Raw genomic sequence first — 19464 nt, forward strand, 5'->3', positions numbered from 1 at the left:
ATTGACCCAGCGCCAGGGGGCTCCTTAAGGTGTGTTTCCACCTCTGGAAGGAACACCGGGATGTCTCGCCAGCTTGTCGCCGTGCTCTGCTGCGTGCTTGCCGTGGGGCCGTTGGCTGCTCCGGCGGCGAATCCAGAGCTGACCACTCGCCTCGACGCGCAACTGAAGCGCAACCGCGAGCGCTACGGTATCGCGGGTCAGGCCGTGCTCATCCGCCACAACGGTCAGCTCGTCTATCAGGCCGCGACCGGTGAAAAGGATGTCGAGCGCCACGCGCCTGTGTCGACCGACACCGTGTTCAACGCCTATTCGTTGGCCAAGCTGCTGGCCAGTGTGTTGGTGATGCAGTTGGTCGAGCAGGGCGGTGTCGAGCTGGATGCACCCGCCAGCCGCTATCTGCCCGAGCTTCCCGATGCGTGGAAGGCGATCAGCGTGCGCCACTTCCTGAACCACAGCTCCGGTGTGCCGGAGTACTTCGAGAACCGCGAGGGGACCCTGGTGTCGAAGGGACACGCGGGGCTTGCGCCCACGTTGGAGGCGGCGTTCGCGGGGCTGGCGGACACGCCGATGCAGTTCGCCACCGGCAGCAGCAACCGCTACACGCAGACGAACTTCCTGGTGCTGACCGCGTTGCTGGAAGCGCACTATCGTCAGCCCTATGCGGCCATCGTGCGCCAGCGCATCCTGAAGCCACTGGGGCTGCGCAACACCTGGCTGGGACCTGCTGGCGTGCCCTCCGCGCGCCTGGCCAGGGGGTACATCGGCAAGGACGGCGCGCTGTGGCGGGAGGATGATATCGCCTGGCCCGCCTATGCGCTGGGGCATGCCAGCCTGCACACCACCGTGGGAGATCTCGATCGCTTCCTGCAGGCGCTGGCCGCCGGCAAGCTGGTGCGTCGGGCGACGCTCCAGACGCTGTTTCAGCCGCGGAAGCTCAGCACGGGTCGCGACAGTGGGTTCATCAGTGGCTGGGAGTTCGGGCAGAGCGGCGACTATCGGCAGATGAGCCACGACGGTGGCACTCGCGTTCGGGCTCGCCTGTTGTTCAAGGACTCGCTGGCGGGTGACACCTGGACGTTCGTTTATTTCACCAACGGCAGCGTGCGCAATGTCTGGTCACGCACGCTGGTGGACAGCACCATGGCGCAGGTGGCGCCACGGCTGTTTCCGCGAGAGACGCTGTCCGAGCGGTTGATCACCCATGCCCTCGCTGATGAGGGCGCCGATGACACGGGATTGAAGACCTGGTTGCGCGATGGCAGCGGCGTCGCCACGGAGGAGTTGGAGCGCGCGATCAACAGCGCCGGCTATTCCGTCCGAGAGAACCTCGGCGACCGCGCGGCGCTGAAGGTGTTCACCCTCAACACCGTGCTTCATCCGGAGTCAGCCAATGCCTGGGACAGCCTGGCTGAATGCCATGCCGCGCTGGGGGATGCGGTGATCGCGGCGGAGCTCTACGCGAAGTCGCGGCGATTGGCCGATGCCGTGAAGGCGAAGCCGTAATCAGGCGTGCGGGGTGATGACCGGCCTTCCTTCGGGCGCTGTCGGTGGCGCGATGGCCGTGGAGGGGACGAAGGTTGCGACGGGTTCGCTCTTGCCCTTGACCGCCACCGGAGGGGCAGGAGACCAGGTGAAGGTCTCTCCCGCGGTGGCGCGCGTGGATGAGGACACGAGCAGCGGCGTCCCCACCTGCTTGGTGAGCCCTTCGATGCGGCTGGCCAGGTTCACCGCATCACCGATCACTGTGTACTCGCGCCGCTGAGGGCTGCCGACGTCTCCCACGACGACGCGGCCGGTGTGGATGCCAATTCCGATCTGCAGTGGCTCCTCGCCCCGCGCCACGCGCTCCGTGTTGAGCGCCGCCAGCACGTCGAGCATCTCCAGTCCACACGACACGGCCGCGCGCGCATGGTCCGGGTGGTCCAGGGGGGCGCCGAAGTAAGCGAGGATGCCGTCGCCGATGAACTTGTCGAGCGTCCCGCCATGGCGGAACACCACCTCCACCATGCGCGACAGGTACTCGTTGAGCAGCGCGACCACCTGGGGGCTGTCCATCCGCTCGGACATGGAGGTGAAGCCGCGGATGTCGGAGAACAGCAGCGTCACCTCGCGATGCTGGCCCGTGGCGAGGCCGGTGCCTCGATCGGCGATGTGGCGGGCCACCTCGGGGGAGAAGTAGCGGCCCAGGCGCTCGCGGCGAGCCTGCTCGCGGGAGATGCCATGCAGCAGGTGTTGGATGCGGTGGGTGGCGTAGGCGAGCGTCAGGGCCGTGACGCCGAGGATGACGACGAGCACGGGGGCAAGGCTCCAGTCCTCGGCGGTGCCCTGGCTCATCAGGAAAACCGAGAAGCCCATGCCCATCACGGCGCAGAGCGCCACGGTGACGACGTCCAGCGACAGCACCGACAGCGCGAGGAGCACGCAGAACACCCCGCAGGACATGGGGCCGACGAGATCCGCGGGCACTCCGGCCAGGAGGGTGACGTATTGCTGGATGAAGACCATGGGCGCGTCCACCAGCGGCACGGCCAGGCCCGCATACCTGTACCCGCGAGTGAAGACCGCTGCCGCCCAGAGCACACCCGCGAGCACCAGGTAGACGCCCAGCGCCACTGGGGACGCGGGCCACGAGAGGCTCAGGCTCAAGCAGAGCCAGGCGAGCACACCGAAGAAGCGCAGCGCGCCCAGGCGTCGGGCCACGCGGAGCCGTTCGTCGACGAGGTTGCGCTCGAAGGCGATGGACAGGTCCGGCTCAGCCGGGTCGAGGAGAGGCGTCACGAGCTGCGGCAGCATGTATTCACGACGCTACCAGAGGCGACCCGGGCCCTTTCGCGTGAAGCGGGTCTGTCACCCGGGGTGTGTTTCGGACGGGGGCTCCGTCACCCCGGGTGATGCCTGTGGTTTCAGTCCGAGGACGCGTGGGCCGAGTCGGAGGTGTCTTGGCACATGCTGGGAGACGCGTCCGAACTGGAGGCACAGGTCTCGCTGGAGGTGCCATCGACCCAATCCGCCAGCCAGCCGCGAAAGCCGGTGAGTTCGAGCTCGCGTTGGCCGTAGATGCCGAGGGCTGCTTCAGCGGCGGCCTGTCGACACTTTCGCGCGTAGCGGTAGCCGAGGACGATTGCCCAGACTGCTCCCAGGAGACCCATCAGGACCGACAGCACCACCGCTGCTTGAAGTACCCAGGTCATGGCCACCTCCTGGTGGGCCAATCTATCTCAAGTCCGAGCGGCCGCCGATCTGCGGGAAACGCTCATAAGTTCGCTTGAGGGCATCCAGGTGGGCGGGGTTGTCGAGATCGAGTGGAGCGTCCGTGAGTTGCACGACCCACCCACCCGATGCCGTGCGCCGCGACCGGGAGAGCAGGTCTGCGTCTCGTGCAGGGTCTGGGAATCCAATGGCCTTGGCGGCGGCCTCCGACCAGTAATTCAGCCACCCGAGGTAGTAGGGGATCTCGGGCGAGCGGATGTCCTCGAAGAGCTTCAAGGCGGGCAGTCCCCTGAGTGGAGACGGCGGCCCTTGCAGTGTGGGGGCTGTCTGATGGGCGATGTCAGTTGCGGCGTCGTCGGGCGTCGCACGTCCCCAGAATGCGCGGGCTCCTTCTGCCATGCCCTCGAAGATCGCCGTCGCCGCCGCGATCACGGGTTTTTCCAAGGGCAGCTCCGCATGCACTTGAAACTGTGCATGGCCGCCTGGGCTGAAGAGTCCATCCCTTTCCGAACCAGAGACTGTCACGGGAAAGCCCATGTCCCCGTTACACATGAGAGGGAAGCCTCCATCTACTGTATTCTTTGAGAGCCACTCATCTCGTTGAGGCAATGCGACGGGGCGCCCTCCGGTGGAGAGTCGCCACTCCAGTCGAAGGCCGGAGAGCGCCTTCTCCATTCCATGGATGACAGACAGTGGGCGGCCGTCGTTACCCGCGAGCGCGGGTGCATAGACAGTGATAATGAGAGTTTTTTGCTGAGTCATCGCCTGCAGCCTGTGACAACGATGGTGAGAGACTGATCTCGTCGCAACAGCGCGACTCTGTGCGCCTGGGTACTCACTCCCACGACGAGTTTGTATCCACAGGCCGCAGCGGCAGCGCGCTCTCTTCCGAGTTGCGCATATTCTCGCTCAATCTCCTGCCGCTGGACGAATGCATTGTACGTGTCGAACTGATGGGTCTTGATCTCCCACAGCACGCTCGCGCCGACTTGTAGCGCATCGAAGCGCACTCCGTTCACGATGACGTCCATCCCAGGGTAACGGTTTGGAGGAAACGTGTCGGCGCACGCGTTGTGCGGAGCATCATTCCCTGCGTGTGGCACAGGGATGGGCCGGCACTCCGGACGACGCTCTTGCTCCGCAGGCTCGGTTGGCACTGGTGGGAATGCGTCCTGACCCGCTGGCTCGCGCTTTCGATTCGCGGAAGGTTCCCGCAGGGCCGGCTTCGTCTGGAGCGAGGCCTCGTCATTCTCCGAGCTGCTCCCCCGCAGCTCATACGCCTCCAGCGCTTCCTCGATGACGACCCCCACCACCACGACACCCAAGACAATCACCGCGCCCACGACAATCTCGGGCGCGGCCAGGACACACAGGCCGATACCCAGGGCCGCCGCGCCCGCCGACGCGACCGTGCATCTCCGTGTCGGGTCGTTGAACCGGACCCGGTCATGGTCGAGCGCGTGGAAGCAGCGCTCCGCGAGTACGGGCCACGGTTGGGAGGCCTCGCGGACGACGCATCGTCCATCATCCCTCCACGGCAGCTCCGCCGCCCGCTGGAGGTTGGCGAGCCGAGTGGCCCGAGGTCCAAGCTCCCTGAGCCCCGGTGCCGACGTGGCGCACGCCGTGAGGAACAGCAGGAGTGCCGCACAGGCGCGCGAGCTCATGGTCACGCCCGTTCAATCAAGTGACGAAGCCGCAGGTCAAGGAGGCTCGGTCCTCGCGGGTCCCTCTGGAAGCACGTGGAAACAGCGGAACCGAACCCACCAAGTCCCTCGCACGTCGAACGAAGATCCGACCTAGCGCCTGAACGGCCGGTCAGTGTCTTGATCGGGCGTGGACTACGCCGAGCTCGTCTGTCGCTCCAACTTCTCGTTCCTGCGCGGGGCCTCGCACCCGGAGGAGCTCATCGTCACGGCCGCCCGGCTTGGTCAGCGCGCCCTGGCGCTGACGGACGCGGATGGCCTCTACGGGGCCGTGAAGGCCCACCTGGCCGCGAAGGAGCACGGCCTGCGCCTCATCCTGGGCGCGGAGCTGACGCTCGAGGACGGGCCTCCCGTGGTCGTCTACGCCGCGGACGCCGGGGGCTACTCGAACCTCTGCTCCCTGGTCTCCCAGAGCCGCATGACCCACCCCAAGGGTGAAGCCGGGCTGCCCTGGCGCGCCCTGGCGGAGCGCTCCAGCGGCCTCCTCGCGCTTCTCCCCGAACCCGCCCCCCTGGAGCGCATCGCCCCCCTCGCGGAGGCCTTCCCGGAGCGCTTCCACGTCGGCCTGTGCCGCACGCTGTCCGCGGGGGACTCCGCGCGCGAGGCGCAAGCCGTCGCACTGGCCCGAGACCTGAGGACCCCCCTCGTCGTGCACAACGACGTGCACACGCACCACCGACGCCGTCAGCCGCTCCAGGACGTCCTGACCGCCGTGCGGTACGGCACCACCGTGGACCGCGTGGGCACGCGCCTGATGCCCAACGCGGAGCGCACGCTGAAGGGCCCCCAGGAGATGGCGCGCCTGTTCGCGGACCGGCCGGACGCGCTGGAGCGCACCGTGGAGCTGGCCTCGCGCTGCCGCGCCTCCCTGGACGACCTGCGCTACCGCTTCCCCGAGGAGGACCTGCCCCCGGGCCGCACCGCGGACGAGCACCTGCGCGCCCTGACCTACGAAGGGCTCACCGTCCGCTACCCAGCGGGTGTGCCCCCCGAGGTGGTCAAGCAGATCGAACACGAGCTGCGCCTCATCGCCGCGCTGGACTTCGCGGGTTACTTCCTGGCGCTCTGGGACATCGTCGGCTTCGCGCGGCGGCGCGGAATCCTCTGCCAGGGCCGAGGCAGCGCGGCGAACTCGGCGGTCTGCTACGCGCTGCAGATCACCGCCATCGACCCGGTGCGCATGGGCCTGCTGTTCGAGCGCTTCCTCAGCATGGCGCGCAAGGAGCCCCCGGACATCGACGTGGACTTCGAGCACGAGCGGCGCGAGGAGGTCCTCCAGTACGTCTACGAGAAGCACGGCCGGCACCGCGCCGGCATGGTGTGCGAGGTCATCTGCTACCGGGGACGGCTCGCCCTGCGCGAGGCCGGCAAGGCCATGGGCCTGTCCCTGGACCAGGTCGACCGGCTCTCCAAGGTCTCCGCCGCCCACGGCTTCGAGGTGACGCCAGAGGTCCTTCTCGAGGCCGGCCTGTCCGCGTTCGACCGCCGCGTCCAGCGCACCCTGTCCCTCGCCTCCGAGCTGGAAGGTTTCCCCCGACACCTCTCCATCCACGTCGGTGGCTTCGTGATGACCCGCGAGCCCCTGACCCAGCTGGTCCCCGTGGAGAACGCGGCCATGCCCGGCCGCACCGTCATCCAGTGGGAGAAGGACGACATCAACTCCATCGGCCTGCTCAAGGTGGACCTGCTCGCCCTGGGCATGCTCACCGCGCTCTCGAAGTGTTTCACCCTGATTCGCGAGCACCACGGCCGTGAGCTGTCATTGGCCACCATCCCCGCCGAGGACCCCAGGGTCTACGACATGCTGTGCGAGGCGGACACCGTGGGCGTGTTCCAAATCGAGAGCCGCGCCCAGATGAACATGCTGCCCCGGCTCAAGCCGCGGACCTTCTACGACCTGGTCGTGGAGATCGCCCTCATCCGCCCCGGCCCCATCGTCGGGAAGATGGTCCACCCGTTCCTGCGCCGGAGGAACGGGGAGGAGACCGTCGTCTACCCGAGCGAGGCCGTGAAGGAGATCCTCGGCAAGACGCTCGGCGTGCCGCTCTTCCAGGAACAGGCGATGAAGCTCGCCATGGTGGCCGCCGGCTTCTCCGCGGAGGAGGCGGACGGCCTTCGTCGCGTGCTGAGCCACAAGCGCGCCGAGTCGATGCTCCTCCAGTACCGGGGCCGCTTCGTGGAGGGCTGCCTGTCACGCGGCTACGCACGCGCGCAAGCCGAGGAGTGGTTCGACAACTTCCGCGGCTTCGCCCACTACGGCTTCCCCGAGAGCCACTCCGCCAGCTTCGCGTTGATCTCCTACGCGTCCAGCTGGCTCAAGTGCCACTACCCGGCGGCCTTCACCACCGCGCTCCTGAACTCCCAACCCATGGGCTTCTACGCCCCGCACACCCTCGTCGCGGACGCACAACGCCATGGCGTGGAGGTGCGCCCCGTCGACGTGCGCGTGTCCCAATGGGACTGCACCCTGGAGGACGAGGGCAGGGCGCTGCGACTCGGGCTGCGGATGGTGCGCGGACTGGGCGAGTCCGCGGGCCGCCGCGTGGAGACGGGCCGAGGCGAGCACGGCTACACCGACGTCGGAGACCTGGCGCGGCGGGCCCGCATCCCCCGGCACGAGCTGACGCGCCTGGCCCTCGCGGGCGCGCTCGCGTCACTGAGCGGCTCACGACGACAGGCCCTCTGGGACCTCCAGGCGCTGGGGCCGCTGGACTCGGACGACCTGTTCTTCGGCATGTCGATGGACGGCACGAAGGTGGAGCTGCCCTCGATGGACGTGTACGCGCGCGTCTGCGCGGACTACGACACCGTGGGCCTGTCCCTGGAGAAGCATCCGCTGGAGCTCGTGCGCCCGCTGCTCAAGCGCCAGGGCGCGGTGACGGCGGAGGGCCTGAAGACGGTGGCCTCCGGGCGCACCGTGACGGTGGGCGGGATGATGATCTGCCGCCAGCGGCCTCCCACCGCACGCGGCATGTGCTTCCTCTCGCTGGAGGACGAGACGGGCATCGCCAACCTCGTGGTGCCTCCGGACGTCTACGAGCGCTGCCGCAAGGAGCTCCACGGCGCGCTGTTCCTGGTGGGGCAGGGCGTGCTGGAGCGCTCGGGCAAGGTGACGAACGTGAAGGTGAAGACGGTGTGGGGGCTCGAGGCCGCCGCCCGCCTGGAGCCCTCGAGCGAGCGGCGCCGCACCTCCGCCTGAGTCCCGCCAGGACGCACTGCCGGTCCGACGTCACTCCGGACACGCCACGGGTGCCTGTCTACCCGTCTGGCGACGGGCCCGCGTACCACCGCGACGCAGCCGCGTCCTCGTGGACCGCGTCCCTGGCGGAGGGACCGGGGCGCACCGTGTGGAGCCGCCTCGGCACGCCGCTGGCAATAGGGGGCGCACCCCTCCTCGACCCGGATGGAACTGGCATGCCGAAGGACGTCTTCACCGTGTGTTTCTGTGGAACCGGCTGCGCGCGCGACGAAGGCGAGGAGACCCGGTACTGGGACTACAAGACCTCGCTGGTCCGCTTCCTGTCCAAGACCGAGCGCCAGCTCAAGAGCGACAAGAACATCTTCGACCCGCAGACGGGCTACATCCCGGTGCGCATCCACAAGGAGATCTCCGGCGGGCTGCGCAACACGAAGCGCAGCGGCTCCGTGCGAGGAGTGGGTGAGAACGACTGGTACGACCAGATGGACCGCTGCGACCCCCTGCTCAGCAACCTGGAGCTGACTCCCGGAGACCTGCGCAAATACGTGTCGGGCTACTCCGAGGGCGATCAACGCGGCATGGCGAACCAGGGCCTGGGGTGGGCCGACGCCGCGCTCGCGCTCCACGGCGCGAGCCTCGCGGCGGCCAGCGGCGCGGAGCAATACAACTTCATCGGGCACAGCCGTGGCGGCGTCGAGGCCATCATGGCCGCCTGGTTCCTCTACGCCTATGGCGGAGAGGCTCGAAAGAACATCCCCATCAACATCTTCGCCATCGACCCCGTCCCGGGCATGGGTGAGTGGTACAGCATCCAGACCCAGCTGGCCCCCCAGGTCGCCAACTACGTCGGCGTCTATGCGTGGGACCACCTGGACACGGGCTTCAGCGCGGTGATTCCCCGGCCCAACGCCCGGATGACCAAGCAGCAGGCACACCAGGACATCGAGGATGGACGGGGACTGGGGAGCACCTGGGCGACGCTCGCGAACAACCGCCAGCTCGCCGACCCCCTCGTCCGTCAGGAACTGCCCCAGCCGGAGGGGTACAAGCTCTACGCCATCCGGGGACGCCACGGCACCGTCGCGGGCATCTACACCACGGACGGGCTCTATGACGCCTCCAAGGTCAGCGACGACGTCGGCGCGGTCCCCCGGCTCGTCTACAAGATGGCCCGTGGGTACCTGACCCAGTGGGACACCGAATTCCAGACGCGAAGCCGCGTGCGCGAGGGCGTCAAGTCACTGCGCAGGCGCATCCACACGGCGCACTCCCACTTCGACACCATGGCGCTCGGTGAGGTCCGCACGTCCCGGCTGCCCTTGCGCCAGTCCGTGCGGCGCGTCTCCTCCATCCACGGCATGCGCACCTGGGACCGCTACTACCTCGAGGACGTGGTGGGCACGCCTCCCTACAACCTGACCTATCCCTGCACCATCGAACAGGCCGGGGACGGGTGGATCGACTGGACCTTCCTGTGAGCCCGCGCGGCCACCGAGACATCGCAAACCCCTCCAGGCGTGGAGCTCGACGACGATGAGCAAGATCGATGACGTGCTGTCCGTGGTGCCCGACAAGTACTTCACGCACGTGAGCCACGACTGCTACGTGCGGCTGCTGGACACGCCCCGCATCTGGGGGCTGCCGTTCGGCCCGGAGATCATGCAGGAGGCCCGACGCCGCACCAACGACTTCGAGCGCGCCCTGGTGGAGGTCCTCCAGAAGACGCGCTTCCGCTGCGACGTGGCGTCCCTCAACAGCCCGGACCCCGCCTGGGCGAAGATCATCCTGGGGGCCCTCGACACGGCGATGATGGCCAACAAGGGCAAGCCCATCCAGATCCGCTTCCTCTTCGGGCAGACGCCCATGCTCCTCAAGGACGGCACGTCGCCCAACCTCATCGACTTCCAGGGTGCGCTGATCCGGCTGGTGCGCTCTCGCAAGAAGGACTGGGGCGCGGTGCCGGAGATCTGGATGGCGAAGTTCTACCGCCTGCAGGAGGGCCTGCTGTCGGGCTTCTCCGCCTTCGTCAGCGCGTCGCTGCCGTCGTGGCTGGCGCCGGACTCCGACGACGACTTCACGAAGATGACGTGGAACCACTCGAAGATCGTCGCCTCGGATGGCGCCGAGGCGCTGGTCGGCGGGCACAACCTGAACATGGACCTGTTCACCAGCTATCCCCCCGTGCACGACGTGTCCGTCGTCATGCACGGCGCGGGGGCCCTGGGCGCGCAGCGGTTCCTGAACCGGATGTGGGCCTGCAGGACGGACGTGGTGACCAAGGAGCGCCTGGACCCGGACACCCTGACGTGGGTGAACGGGGACGACGACAAGGCGGAGGTGCGAAAGCCCCTGGACCCGCTGGACCTGAAGGAGGCCCAGGACCTGCGCGCGCAGCGCTACGAGCTCTTCTCCAGGATCCACATCGGCGGTCTGCCGGTGGACAGTCCTCGCGCCCGCCGCCGGATCGGCAACGAGCCGCTGCCCACCGTCTGGGAGGAGGACACCGAAGAGGACCTCCTGCCGGATGTCATCCGCGAGGACGACCTGCAGACGCTCAGGGACCTGGAGCAGCCCGTCTTCGAGGAGGACCGGACCATCGGCTACGCGGGCATGGGGGAGTACAAGCGCGCGACGCGCGTGCTGTCCATCGGCAAGCACTGGTCCGGCTCGGACATGAAGGAAGACTACGAGAAGGCGTCCGAGCTCATGAAGGAGAACCTCATCATGGGCTGCACGGACGTGCTGCGCCTGTCGCAGATGGACCTGGTGAGCGCGTGGAAGAAGAAGTGGTCCTCGCACGTCGTCTGTCATTGGATCATGGAGTCGCTGCTCGTCAACCCGCACCTGGTGGTGCAGGTGGTGGTGTCGCCCCTGGACGCGGGCGCGGGCGCGGAAGGAGACCAGTACTCGTTCGGCTCGGGCGCGTGCCGCACGTTCGAGCTGTTCCAGTACTACATGGCGAGGACGCTGGAGGACGCGCTGCGGCCGGATGCCGAGCGGCGGCTTCGCGCCCTGGACCGCCTGCACATCGCGCCGTTCTATTACACGGACGTGCCCCGGGATAAGACGCGGGAGGGGGAGTCGTACTTCTGGCCGCAGCTGACGCCCGAGGGCTACACGGCGACCTTGAAGCAGAAGGCGCTCTCCGAGGTGCCGCCGGTCAAGGGCATCATCGGCAACGCGGTGGAGTCCGTGCAGAAGGCCAGTGGCGCGGTCTTCCCCAAGGTCCCGTCGGCGCCGGGCAACCACTCCAAGATCATGATCGCCGACGACCAAGCGTACGTGGTCGGGTCCGACAACCTGTATCCAGGCTTCCTCTCGGAGTTCAACTACCTGGTGGAGGGGCCGGTCGCGGTGGGCGACATGCTGCGCAACTACTGGGAGCCGCTCTGGTCCTTCTCGGGCAAGCATTGCGTCAATCCCCGCTGTGATGGGGGATGCAAGACCCTCAAGAATCCTCCCAAGCCCAGGTCGGGCCGTGGGGTGATGTCCGAGCTGCCCGCGAGCCGGTTGTTGATGGGCATGGGGCATGGGAGCCCGCTGCCGCGTCCCGAGCTCTTCGGCGGCCGCATGCCAGGGGGGCTCCAGTCGTCCTCGTTCTTCACCCGGAAGGGCTCGGGTCAGGACTGGTCCGAGCCGCTCCTGAACGCCGGCAACCAGGGGAAGGTCCTGCGGGTCGACCTGCGCGCGCCGCCGGACCTGATGGAGATCCTGAAGAAGGACGAGGAGACGGCGAAGAAGGAGAAGGAGGAGCGGGATCGCCTCAAGCGCCTGCAGCCCGTGTCCTCGTCCCCGTCGACGGGGACGACGCAGCAGACCGCCTCCACGACGACGGGCGGGTCCTCGCCCTCGACGAAGGACTCGTCCTCCAGTGCCTTCGAGAACCACGACAAGATCGAGGGGTCGCACTACTACACGGACCAGCAGATCGACACGCTCCTGCGCCACTACCTGCGCGGCGTGCCGAACGTGGTCGTGCTGCGTGGCATCAACCTCTACGTGCTCAATCGCATCGCGCCGGACACGTATGACGAGGCGCTCCAGGGCATGGTCGCGGATGGCCCGCCCCGCGTCCTCGTCCAGCCCTACAACATCAATGGCAACCACTGGGGGCTCATCTACATCAAGGTGGCGCCCCCGGCGCGAGGCGTCCGGGGCCAGGCGCGTGTGCTCTTCGTCGACCCGCTGGGGCCGCAGGGTGTGCCCAACCTGGGCACGCTGCGGCGCGCGTTCCCGGACCTGATGGTCGAGCGCTCCGGCATCCGTTACCAGGACGACGTCATGGGGAGCTACAAGGACGGCCAGCACAGCTGCGGTCCGTGGATCATCCAGATCGCCCGGCACCTCGTCGCGAACGATGGCGCCCTGCCTCCCACGGCGCGCCACCCGCGTGACGCCGCCGTCGGGTTCCGCGCGGAGCATCAGCAGGTCCTGGACAACCTCAACCGACAGTTCATGGACGAGTTCGTCATCGTGGAGGACTACTTCGACTCGCCCAAGCCCCTGGTCAAGAGCGGGGAGCTCCCGAAGCCACAGCCTCCCGTGGACAACAGCAAGAAGGGCAAGGACTCGGACGACGACGACGATTTCGTCTTCGTCTGAGCCCGGGACTGCCCAGGGGGAAGCTGACGCGTCAACGCTCCAAGCGCCCGGAGCGCATGACGTGTCAGCGATGCTCCTTGTCGGGGTTCGCGCGCGGGGCTCCTTCTGGGTGGCCCCTGGTTCACGCATTGCAGTCGTCCGGGCCCATCTGGAACTGGAGGCTGCATTGCGTTTCGTGAGTCGTGTGGTGGTCGCGGTCGGGCTGTTGGGGTGTGGTGGGTCGGAGCTGGAGATGCCCGAGGCCCTGGAGCAGGGGACGCAGGAGATCGTGGGAGGCGTCGAGGCGCGTCCCGGCTCGTGGCCCTGGATCGTCAGCCTGCAGCAGGGTGGGAACCATTTCTGTGGTGGCAGCCTGATCCGGGTGGGTAGCAAGCAGGAGACCGACATCGTCCTCACCGCCGCGCACTGTGTCGTGGATGGATACGCGGGCGTGACGGTGATCGCGGGAGCACACGACTTCTATCGACCCACCTCCGCGCAGGTGACGGTACGCGTGGCGAAAGCCGTCTCTCATCCGCGGTATGACCCGGACACGACGAAGAACGACCTCGCCGTCCTCAAGCTGGAGCGCCCCATCCGCATCGGGGGAACGTGTGGCGAGCCCGCCGTGCCCCAGCGTCCCAACCTCTCCGCCGTGGTGTCCCTCGCCGACGCGCTGAGTGTCCAGGCCGTGTGTCTTCCGGCCGTGGGCGCGGAGCTCGCGGAGGGCTCGATGGCGTCCATCGCGGGCTGGGGCCTGACGCGAGAGGGGGGCTATGACTCTTCCAGCATCCTGCTGCAGGTCGGTGTTCCCATCGTCGGTGACCATGCCCTGGCGCAGAGCTATCGCTCGCAAGGTATCGAGATCGACGGCCCCTCGATGCTGGGCGCCGGGTACTCGCAGGGTGGCAAGGACGCGTGCCAGGGGGACAGCGGGGGGCCGCTGGTCGTGAAGTCCGGGACGAAGTACGTGCTCCACGGCATCACGAGCTTCGGCGTGGGCTGCGCGAGGGCGGGGCTTCCTGGGGTCTACACGCAGGTCTCCAACTTCCTGCCGTGGATCCAGGCGCGCGTCGCCGAGCTCAGCAGCGTCCGGTAGCCGTGGCACCCGCGCGTCACCCGGTGTGGCTCGCCACTCGCGGCGCGTAGTGACGCACGACCGCCTTGGCGAGCGACTCGGGATACTTCCAGAACGCCTGGTCCAGCGCGTACAGCCGGTCCCTCTCGTCCGGGGTCAGCATGCCCGGCAGATCGGAGAGGGACACCATCTCCTCAGTCTCACCGTAGTGGGCGACGACGTTCAGCATGTCGCTCAGACATTGCCGCGTGCCCTGGGCGCCCACCCTGCCCAGCGCCTCGATGGCGAGGTGACAGGTCTCCTCGCCCCAGTTGCAGAAGAACTGCATGAAGCCGCCGTTGTTGATGTCGGCCTCCATGCGCCACAACGCGACCAGCTCCCGCTCGTCGGGCGGCAGGGCGGACAAATCCCGGTGGACCTGTTGCAGCCGCACGAGGGCATGTTCGTAGAGGGCGTCCTGTTCGATGGCCCAGGCGCTGACCATGCCCTCGGGAGCGGGCGGCCAGAGGGCGGGCCAGTTCACGCCGCGGCCGTCTTCGGTGAGGACCCACTCGCGGCGTTGCTCGGGCGTGGCCTTGTGGAGGCGGATGTAGCCGCTGAGGCGGAGGGGCAGGACGCGGCCGTCCCGTCAGGCGCAGTTGGAGGTTCTGTTCGTCGAAGCCCACGTAGATGATGCGGTTGTCGTCTGGCGCCATGTCGCATCAGCCTATCGCGCCGAAGTCCAGCCGGCCGGGAGAGAGTGGGCTCCCGGCCGTCCGACGTGGCTCGAAGTGCCCGCTGCTCGCGCGGGTGTACCGCACCGGATTGTTGAGACACCTGATTGGTCGTAATCAGGCCGCTTGCCTCGACTGCACCAACTCTCGCCGGGCCAGCCTCGGAGAGAGGAAGTTGTGACGCTCCAGCAGCCAGTGCTCGTTGTAGCGGTGAGCCAAGTCCAACAGGGCCTGCCGCAGTTCCTCCACGGTGGCGAAGGCGCGCACCCAGAGCAGCTGCTCTTTGATGGTGCGGATGAAGCGCTCGGCGCAGCCGTTGCCCTCGGGCTACGGACGAAGGACGGACTGGACTCGGCACCCAGGAAGCGCAGCTCGTTCTGGAATGCGTCGGAGGTGTACTGGCTACCGTTGTCGTGGCGGATGAACAACCCCGTGGCCACACCTCCCCGGTGCCGGTACACCCTGGCACGGGGCACGCCCCGGGTGGCTGTCACGAGTGCCAGTCCGTACGGCTTGCCACTGGAAGGCGAGAGCTGGGCGCTCATCCTCTCGACTTCCGACAGGAAAACCCGGCGCGTTGCCCTCCAGCAGCCGTGCCTTCTCGGCCAGCATCTCGTTCTTCATCATCAACTCGCCCACCATGGCCTTTAGCCGCAGCACCTCGTCGTCCGCAGGCTGGGGCTCCCGGCTCTTGAGGTTGGCTTCCGCTCCAGCCAGGAACTTCTCCCGCCACTCGCTCAGCACTGCCGCCGTGACGCCCAGCTCTCGCGAGAGCGCGTCGAGTTCCTCGCCTTTGAGCAGCCGGAGCACGGCCTCCTTTTTCCGCCTCGCCGAGAACCGACCGCGCTCTGCCGGCCTGTCTTGCTTCTGCTGCTTCTTCACATCCACCTCACGCGGGGAAGCTATCCCCAGAGAAGTGTCTCAAGAAATCCTGGGGCGGAGGATGCCCGACAGGCCAAACTGCTTGCGGGGCAGCATTTCCCAAGGGATTCCACTGCGGAGTATGAAGACGATGGCTTCCAGGACCGCTCTATCGTCCGTGCGTGGCCGCCCGATCTTCTTCTTGGGGCGAGGCGGAGGCCGCAAGGGATCCACTTGCTGCTAGACGGTGTCTGGGTCAAGTTAGCGGCTCACGCCCCTCAACCTGGGAATGGCCCCTCCCAGCGGCCAGCCCAGCACTGACTGTCGGTAGATGCAGTTGGGATTTGGGCAGCAGTCTGAGTTCCTCCATTAATCGCAGATAGATTAGTGGAAGGACTGCTCCAGCCCACCTTCTTGGTATCGGCGCCGGTCCGAGCGTCGACGGGCACTCCCGCACGGGTCAGGCTCCCTTGGCCTGGGGCACATCACTCGGCGCCGTTGGCGCTGGGGCAATGGAGCGTGATTGTACCACTGCGCTGTTCGCGAGTCCTTCGACGCGTGCGCGAGCTTTTAGTGGCACGGCCTTTGCGAACTCCGTTCCACAGCAGTCCACGAGGACCTGGACGAAGGCTTGCCCCCCTCCTTGTCGGAGGGCACTGTCTAGAGGCTTAAGCGCGGTGGTCCAGGCCGACTCGTTCGCCCCGCAACGCTGAATCAGCGCGAGGGCGGCGAGGTATTCCGCGAGCGGATCAATCGCGAAACGGACTTGGTCTCGGCTCATTCCTGTACTCTGAACCAGTCCTAGTTGCTCAACTGAAAATGTGAGCTTCTTCTCAGCGAACTCTCCCAGCGCCGCAAGCACCTTCTCGACGGGCGCCGCGCCTGGACGAAAGTCCTCACGGACACACTCCCAGGCGATGGTTTGAAGAATGTCGTGGACCTCATGTGGGGCGAAGGGGCTTTTGACGCTCGCGCCGACCTGATCCACATAGCGGCAGATCAATGCGGGAATACTGCGGGGCTCGTTCGCGTCTGCAACGGGGACACTGTGGGTATTGGGCACGCTGGGCGACGCAGGAAGCGAGGCCTTCTTTCGAGACAGGACATACTCGGCGTACATCCGACCCAGGAGTGGAGTCATGTCACGTCCTCGAGTGAGAGCCGACAACCCTCGGCATACATCGAAGAAGTCTTCGTCATTGAAGAGGTGTCGTACTGCTCGTCGCGTCAGGTATGCCTCGAGGAACGCCGCGACAAAATTCCCTGAGATACTCATAGGGCGCAGCCTCGTCTTACTGGTTCCTGGCCAAGTCTCTTCGCGTCGCGAAGTCAGCAGGAACGCGGAGATTGGAAGGTCGGGTACCGAGAACATGAGTTGTTGTCGGGTCGAATCTGGGAGTTCCGAGACACGGTCTGCAATCACGAGCAGTCGTTGCCGCACGAGGAGCACGCGAATGAACTCTTCTGGGATAGACTCCTGGGAGTGGGTAAGGCTCATCAGTTCTGTCTGAATGGCCTTCAAGATAGAGGAGTGGCCCTCGGTGGTTGGTGTCGGGAGTTCATTCTCCAACAGGATGGGAATCATTGGAAACGCGCCGATTCGCTCTTCGGCGGAAGCTGCCATGGCCCACGAGGCTAATTGAAACGCCAAGCTCGACTTGCCAGCACCCCCTTCTCCTTCCACCGCCAGGAAAAATCGCTTGTGGTTTGTCACTTTCCTTAATTCTGTGGGAGTGATTTCTTCCTCATGCACCCCGCTCAACTCCACTGGCATGGGAATGTGCAGCGCTCGAAGTTGTACAGCCTGCTTCTTGGTGAACTCCTCGCGTGCACGAGGAAGGACATGCGCTATCCATGCTTCGATGACGCGGTCGTGATGACGGAACAGTGTGATGATGAAGAGCGGGTGCGGAGAGAGGGTTAGCCCGCCGAGAAAAGATGGCAGCGTGATTTCGGGAGCCTTCGTGAGCCAAGTGTTTAGTTGGTAGACACGCAATGGCGCGAAGCGAACCAGCACAACCGCCAGGAATAGCGCGGTGATGAGGTAGGTGAGGCCCGCAGTTATGGCAACGTTCTCAGAGAGGAAGGTTCTCGTGCCGTGAAGCATGTTCTTCAGCCACTGGTTCTCAAGTGCGTTGATTGCGCGAACAACTTCCGCCTGAGTTTCGACGATGCGCTGTTTCTTCATCGTCTTCAGCGCCTGTTCGAGCACTGGTATGCTCGCGACAGCTTTCTCGTCGGTCATGTGGGTGGCGATACTGGCAATGACTTCGGCCAGCAGGATCTTGTGCTTTGCTTCGAATCGTGGGTCATCAAGAGCCGCGACCAGTTGTGGCAGGATGATTTCCGTGTGACTCTTCATCCCCCGAATAATGCTCGCAGCGGTGGTTTGATGGCTGGGTGGAGTGTTCGTGCCACGAGCGTCAACACCCTGAGACGAGGGCGTAAAATGGAGAAGCAATCCGGCAGCGGCTTGTGCGAACTCCTGGGTGTTTCCTCCAATGAGCGACACCGCCGTCAGGGCTGTTTCTCTGATTGGCATGGAGTGCGCATTGTTCGTCAACGCTAGAAGTTCTTGTTCAAAGGGGCGGGCGTCCGTCCCTAATCGGCCCATGGCCTCAATGGCACTTAGACGCACCCAGTCTGATGTTGTGGTGTGGTGGATGATTCTCAGGAGAATGTCGCCCGGAAGGGCTGCTCTTGCGGTCTTTGACAGTCGTTTGACGATGGCGACTCGGAGTTCATCAGGCACGCTCGAATCTTTCGCCATGTCTTCCAGGAACATTGCGCTGGCCTTCGAGTGATCCGCGAGGACTAGCAGTAGCTCCAAGGCAGGCTTTTTCCTGATGACATATTGCTCTTCTGTGAAGGCGCGTGCGAGGACTTCGAGTGTCGGGACAAGTTGATTCAGTTCGTCGACGAAGAGCCCCTGCGTGGCGAGGGACTGCAGGAACTCCAGAAGATTGTCCGCGTGGTGGGTGTTGCCCTGCGCCTTATCAATCATGGCGCCCATAGTGGGAAGGGCCGCCTGGATTGCTTTTCGAAAGACCACCGATTCCATGTCGCTCGCGTTAAGCAGTATCAGCGAGTCGTCTCGAAGTCGCTGGGAGACGTCCGGATCGCAAAGGATGCTGACCAGGGCTGCTGCATGAGCGGTGTCTCCGAGGTCTTTCTGCATTGCCACCACCGCTGCGGCGTGACGAAGGGGTTCGGGTACCAACGGGTCGCGAAAGAGTTGGAGTGCGCGCTCGCGGACATGCGGAACCCGGTCGATCTTGGTGAGCGCCTCCAGCGCGATTTGACGCAGGTCGTCTGGCTTGGTGGCGTCGAAGGCGATAGCCGACAGAAGGGTGAGTGCCTCTGTGAACCAAGCCTGATCGGTATCCTTGGGTCGATCCGTGAGTTTCCGAAGTGTTTCCGCTGCGGCCAGCGATAGTTCGCCATCGCCCGAGCGCAGTGCCGCCAATAAGACATCAGGTGCGCCCTGGGGGAGTTCTTGGTTGAAATTGAAATGATGAAGGATGGCAAGGGCGAGCCGGCGGATGACTGGCTCCTGTGCCGTGTCCTTCGCAAGTCGAACTAGAACAGAGCCGTCATGCTTGCTGTGCCCTTCAACGCTCATCGCGGCCACCACGGCCCATCGCACCGACAGGGAATGGTGTCGGTCTTCACAGAGCGAAATGAGGAAGGTGATGTCATCGCCAGAGCCTTCGTTCAGCAGTGAGTATGCGGCGATGACCCGGAGCACGACATCCACATTCTCGTTGGTGATGAGATTCCTGAGACCTTCGGAGGAAGAACCGATGGTCCTCAAAACCGCCAGGGCGCGTGTCACGGTCATTCGTCCGGAGTCTTGGCTGACTCGGTTGAGAATCTCGATGGCGCCGGGATGGATGATGTCCTGTTCCTCATCCTTGCGCTCGCTGCTTTCGATGCGAAGCAGTGCTTCGAGAATCTCGATCTCATTGGTAGAGCTAAGTTGGGCAAGGGTGAGCGGCCCCAACGGCACTTCGCGCATGCTGCACGCGCTCAGCAACATGATGGCCAACAGGATTGTTGCCCAGCCACGAAAGACACCAATCAGTCCAGAGACTCGCATGATGGATCCCTTCATCGAAG

General features: G+C 65.7%; 12 protein-coding genes and 2 pseudogenes. 5 read left to right on the forward strand and 9 right to left on the reverse strand.

Translation table 11 applies throughout. The features are described 5' to 3' along the window. Positions 1 to 60 precede the first annotated feature (60 nt). On the forward strand, positions 61 to 1503 hold the full coding sequence (locus K8625_RS16085) for a serine hydrolase (RefSeq protein WP_223783196.1): 1443 nt from the start codon (positions 61 to 63) through the stop codon (positions 1501 to 1503). Here K8625_RS16085 and K8625_RS16090 read toward each other — a convergent pair whose 3' ends face one another. From K8625_RS16090 to K8625_RS16105, 4 genes are all read right to left on the reverse strand, one after another. Beyond that, positions 1504 to 2793, reverse strand: coding sequence for an adenylate/guanylate cyclase domain-containing protein (locus tag K8625_RS16090; protein WP_223783197.1), 1290 nt, complete (start codon positions 2791 to 2793; stop codon positions 1504 to 1506). A 110-nt stretch (positions 2794 to 2903) separates the two neighbouring features. Beyond that, on the reverse strand, positions 2904 to 3191 hold the full coding sequence (locus tag K8625_RS16095) for a hypothetical protein (RefSeq protein WP_223783198.1): 288 nt from the start codon (positions 3189 to 3191) through the stop codon (positions 2904 to 2906). Between the two features lie 22 nt (positions 3192 to 3213). Next, complete coding sequence (locus K8625_RS16100) at positions 3214 to 3972, reverse strand: DUF5953 family protein (RefSeq protein ID WP_223783199.1); 759 nt, start codon at positions 3970 to 3972, stop codon at positions 3214 to 3216. Continuing rightward, a complete protein-coding gene (locus K8625_RS16105) occupies positions 3969 to 4874 on the reverse strand; it encodes a DUF6310 domain-containing protein (protein ID WP_223783200.1) in 906 nt (301 codons plus the stop codon). The genes K8625_RS16100 and K8625_RS16105 overlap by 4 nt, the downstream gene beginning before the upstream one ends. A gap of 169 nt (positions 4875 to 5043) precedes the next feature. Between K8625_RS16105 and K8625_RS16110 the strand changes: the two genes are divergently transcribed. The 4 genes from K8625_RS16110 (at position 5044) to K8625_RS16125 (ending at position 13792) form a co-directional block, all read left to right on the forward strand. Further along, positions 5044 to 8112, forward strand: coding sequence for an error-prone DNA polymerase (locus tag K8625_RS16110; protein WP_223783201.1), 3069 nt, complete (start codon positions 5044 to 5046; stop codon positions 8110 to 8112). Between the two features lie 215 nt (positions 8113 to 8327). Continuing rightward, complete coding sequence (locus tag K8625_RS16115; protein WP_223783202.1) at positions 8328 to 9590, forward strand: Tat pathway signal protein; 1263 nt, start codon at positions 8328 to 8330, stop codon at positions 9588 to 9590. 55 nt (positions 9591 to 9645) lie between these two features. Continuing rightward, positions 9646 to 12714, forward strand: a complete 3069-nt coding sequence (locus tag K8625_RS16120) for a hypothetical protein (protein ID WP_223783203.1) — start codon at positions 9646 to 9648, stop codon at positions 12712 to 12714. A gap of 175 nt (positions 12715 to 12889) precedes the next feature. Beyond that, a complete protein-coding gene (locus K8625_RS16125) occupies positions 12890 to 13792 on the forward strand; it encodes a serine protease (protein WP_223783204.1) in 903 nt (300 codons plus the stop codon). A 16-nt stretch (positions 13793 to 13808) separates the two neighbouring features. Here K8625_RS16125 and K8625_RS16130 read toward each other — a convergent pair whose 3' ends face one another. The 5 genes and pseudogenes from K8625_RS16130 to K8625_RS16145 all read right to left on the reverse strand — a co-directional run bounded on the left by K8625_RS16130 (position 13809) and on the right by K8625_RS16145 (position 19459). Further along, positions 13809 to 14294, reverse strand: coding sequence for a DUF4375 domain-containing protein (locus K8625_RS16130; RefSeq protein WP_223783205.1), 486 nt, complete (start codon positions 14292 to 14294; stop codon positions 13809 to 13811). A gap of 39 nt (positions 14295 to 14333) precedes the next feature. Continuing rightward, a pseudogene (locus tag K8625_RS44455) lies at positions 14334 to 14384 on the reverse strand (hypothetical protein); the annotation flags it as partial. Between the two features lie 217 nt (positions 14385 to 14601). Next, a pseudogene (locus K8625_RS16135) lies at positions 14602 to 15372 on the reverse strand (transposase). A gap of 33 nt (positions 15373 to 15405) precedes the next feature. Beyond that, the gene (locus tag K8625_RS16140) at positions 15406 to 15579 is read right to left on the reverse strand and encodes a transposase (RefSeq protein WP_370641919.1); all 174 of its coding nucleotides are present in this window, start codon (positions 15577 to 15579) and stop codon (positions 15406 to 15408) included. Between the two features lie 226 nt (positions 15580 to 15805). After that, on the reverse strand, positions 15806 to 19459 hold the full coding sequence (locus tag K8625_RS16145; protein ID WP_223783206.1) for a hypothetical protein: 3654 nt from the start codon (positions 19457 to 19459) through the stop codon (positions 15806 to 15808). Positions 19460 to 19464: the final 5 nt, after the last annotated feature.

It is taken from the genome of Myxococcus sp. AS-1-15 (genome assembly GCF_020037055.1).
Lineage (GTDB): Bacteria > Myxococcota > Myxococcia > Myxococcales > Myxococcaceae > Myxococcus > Myxococcus fulvus.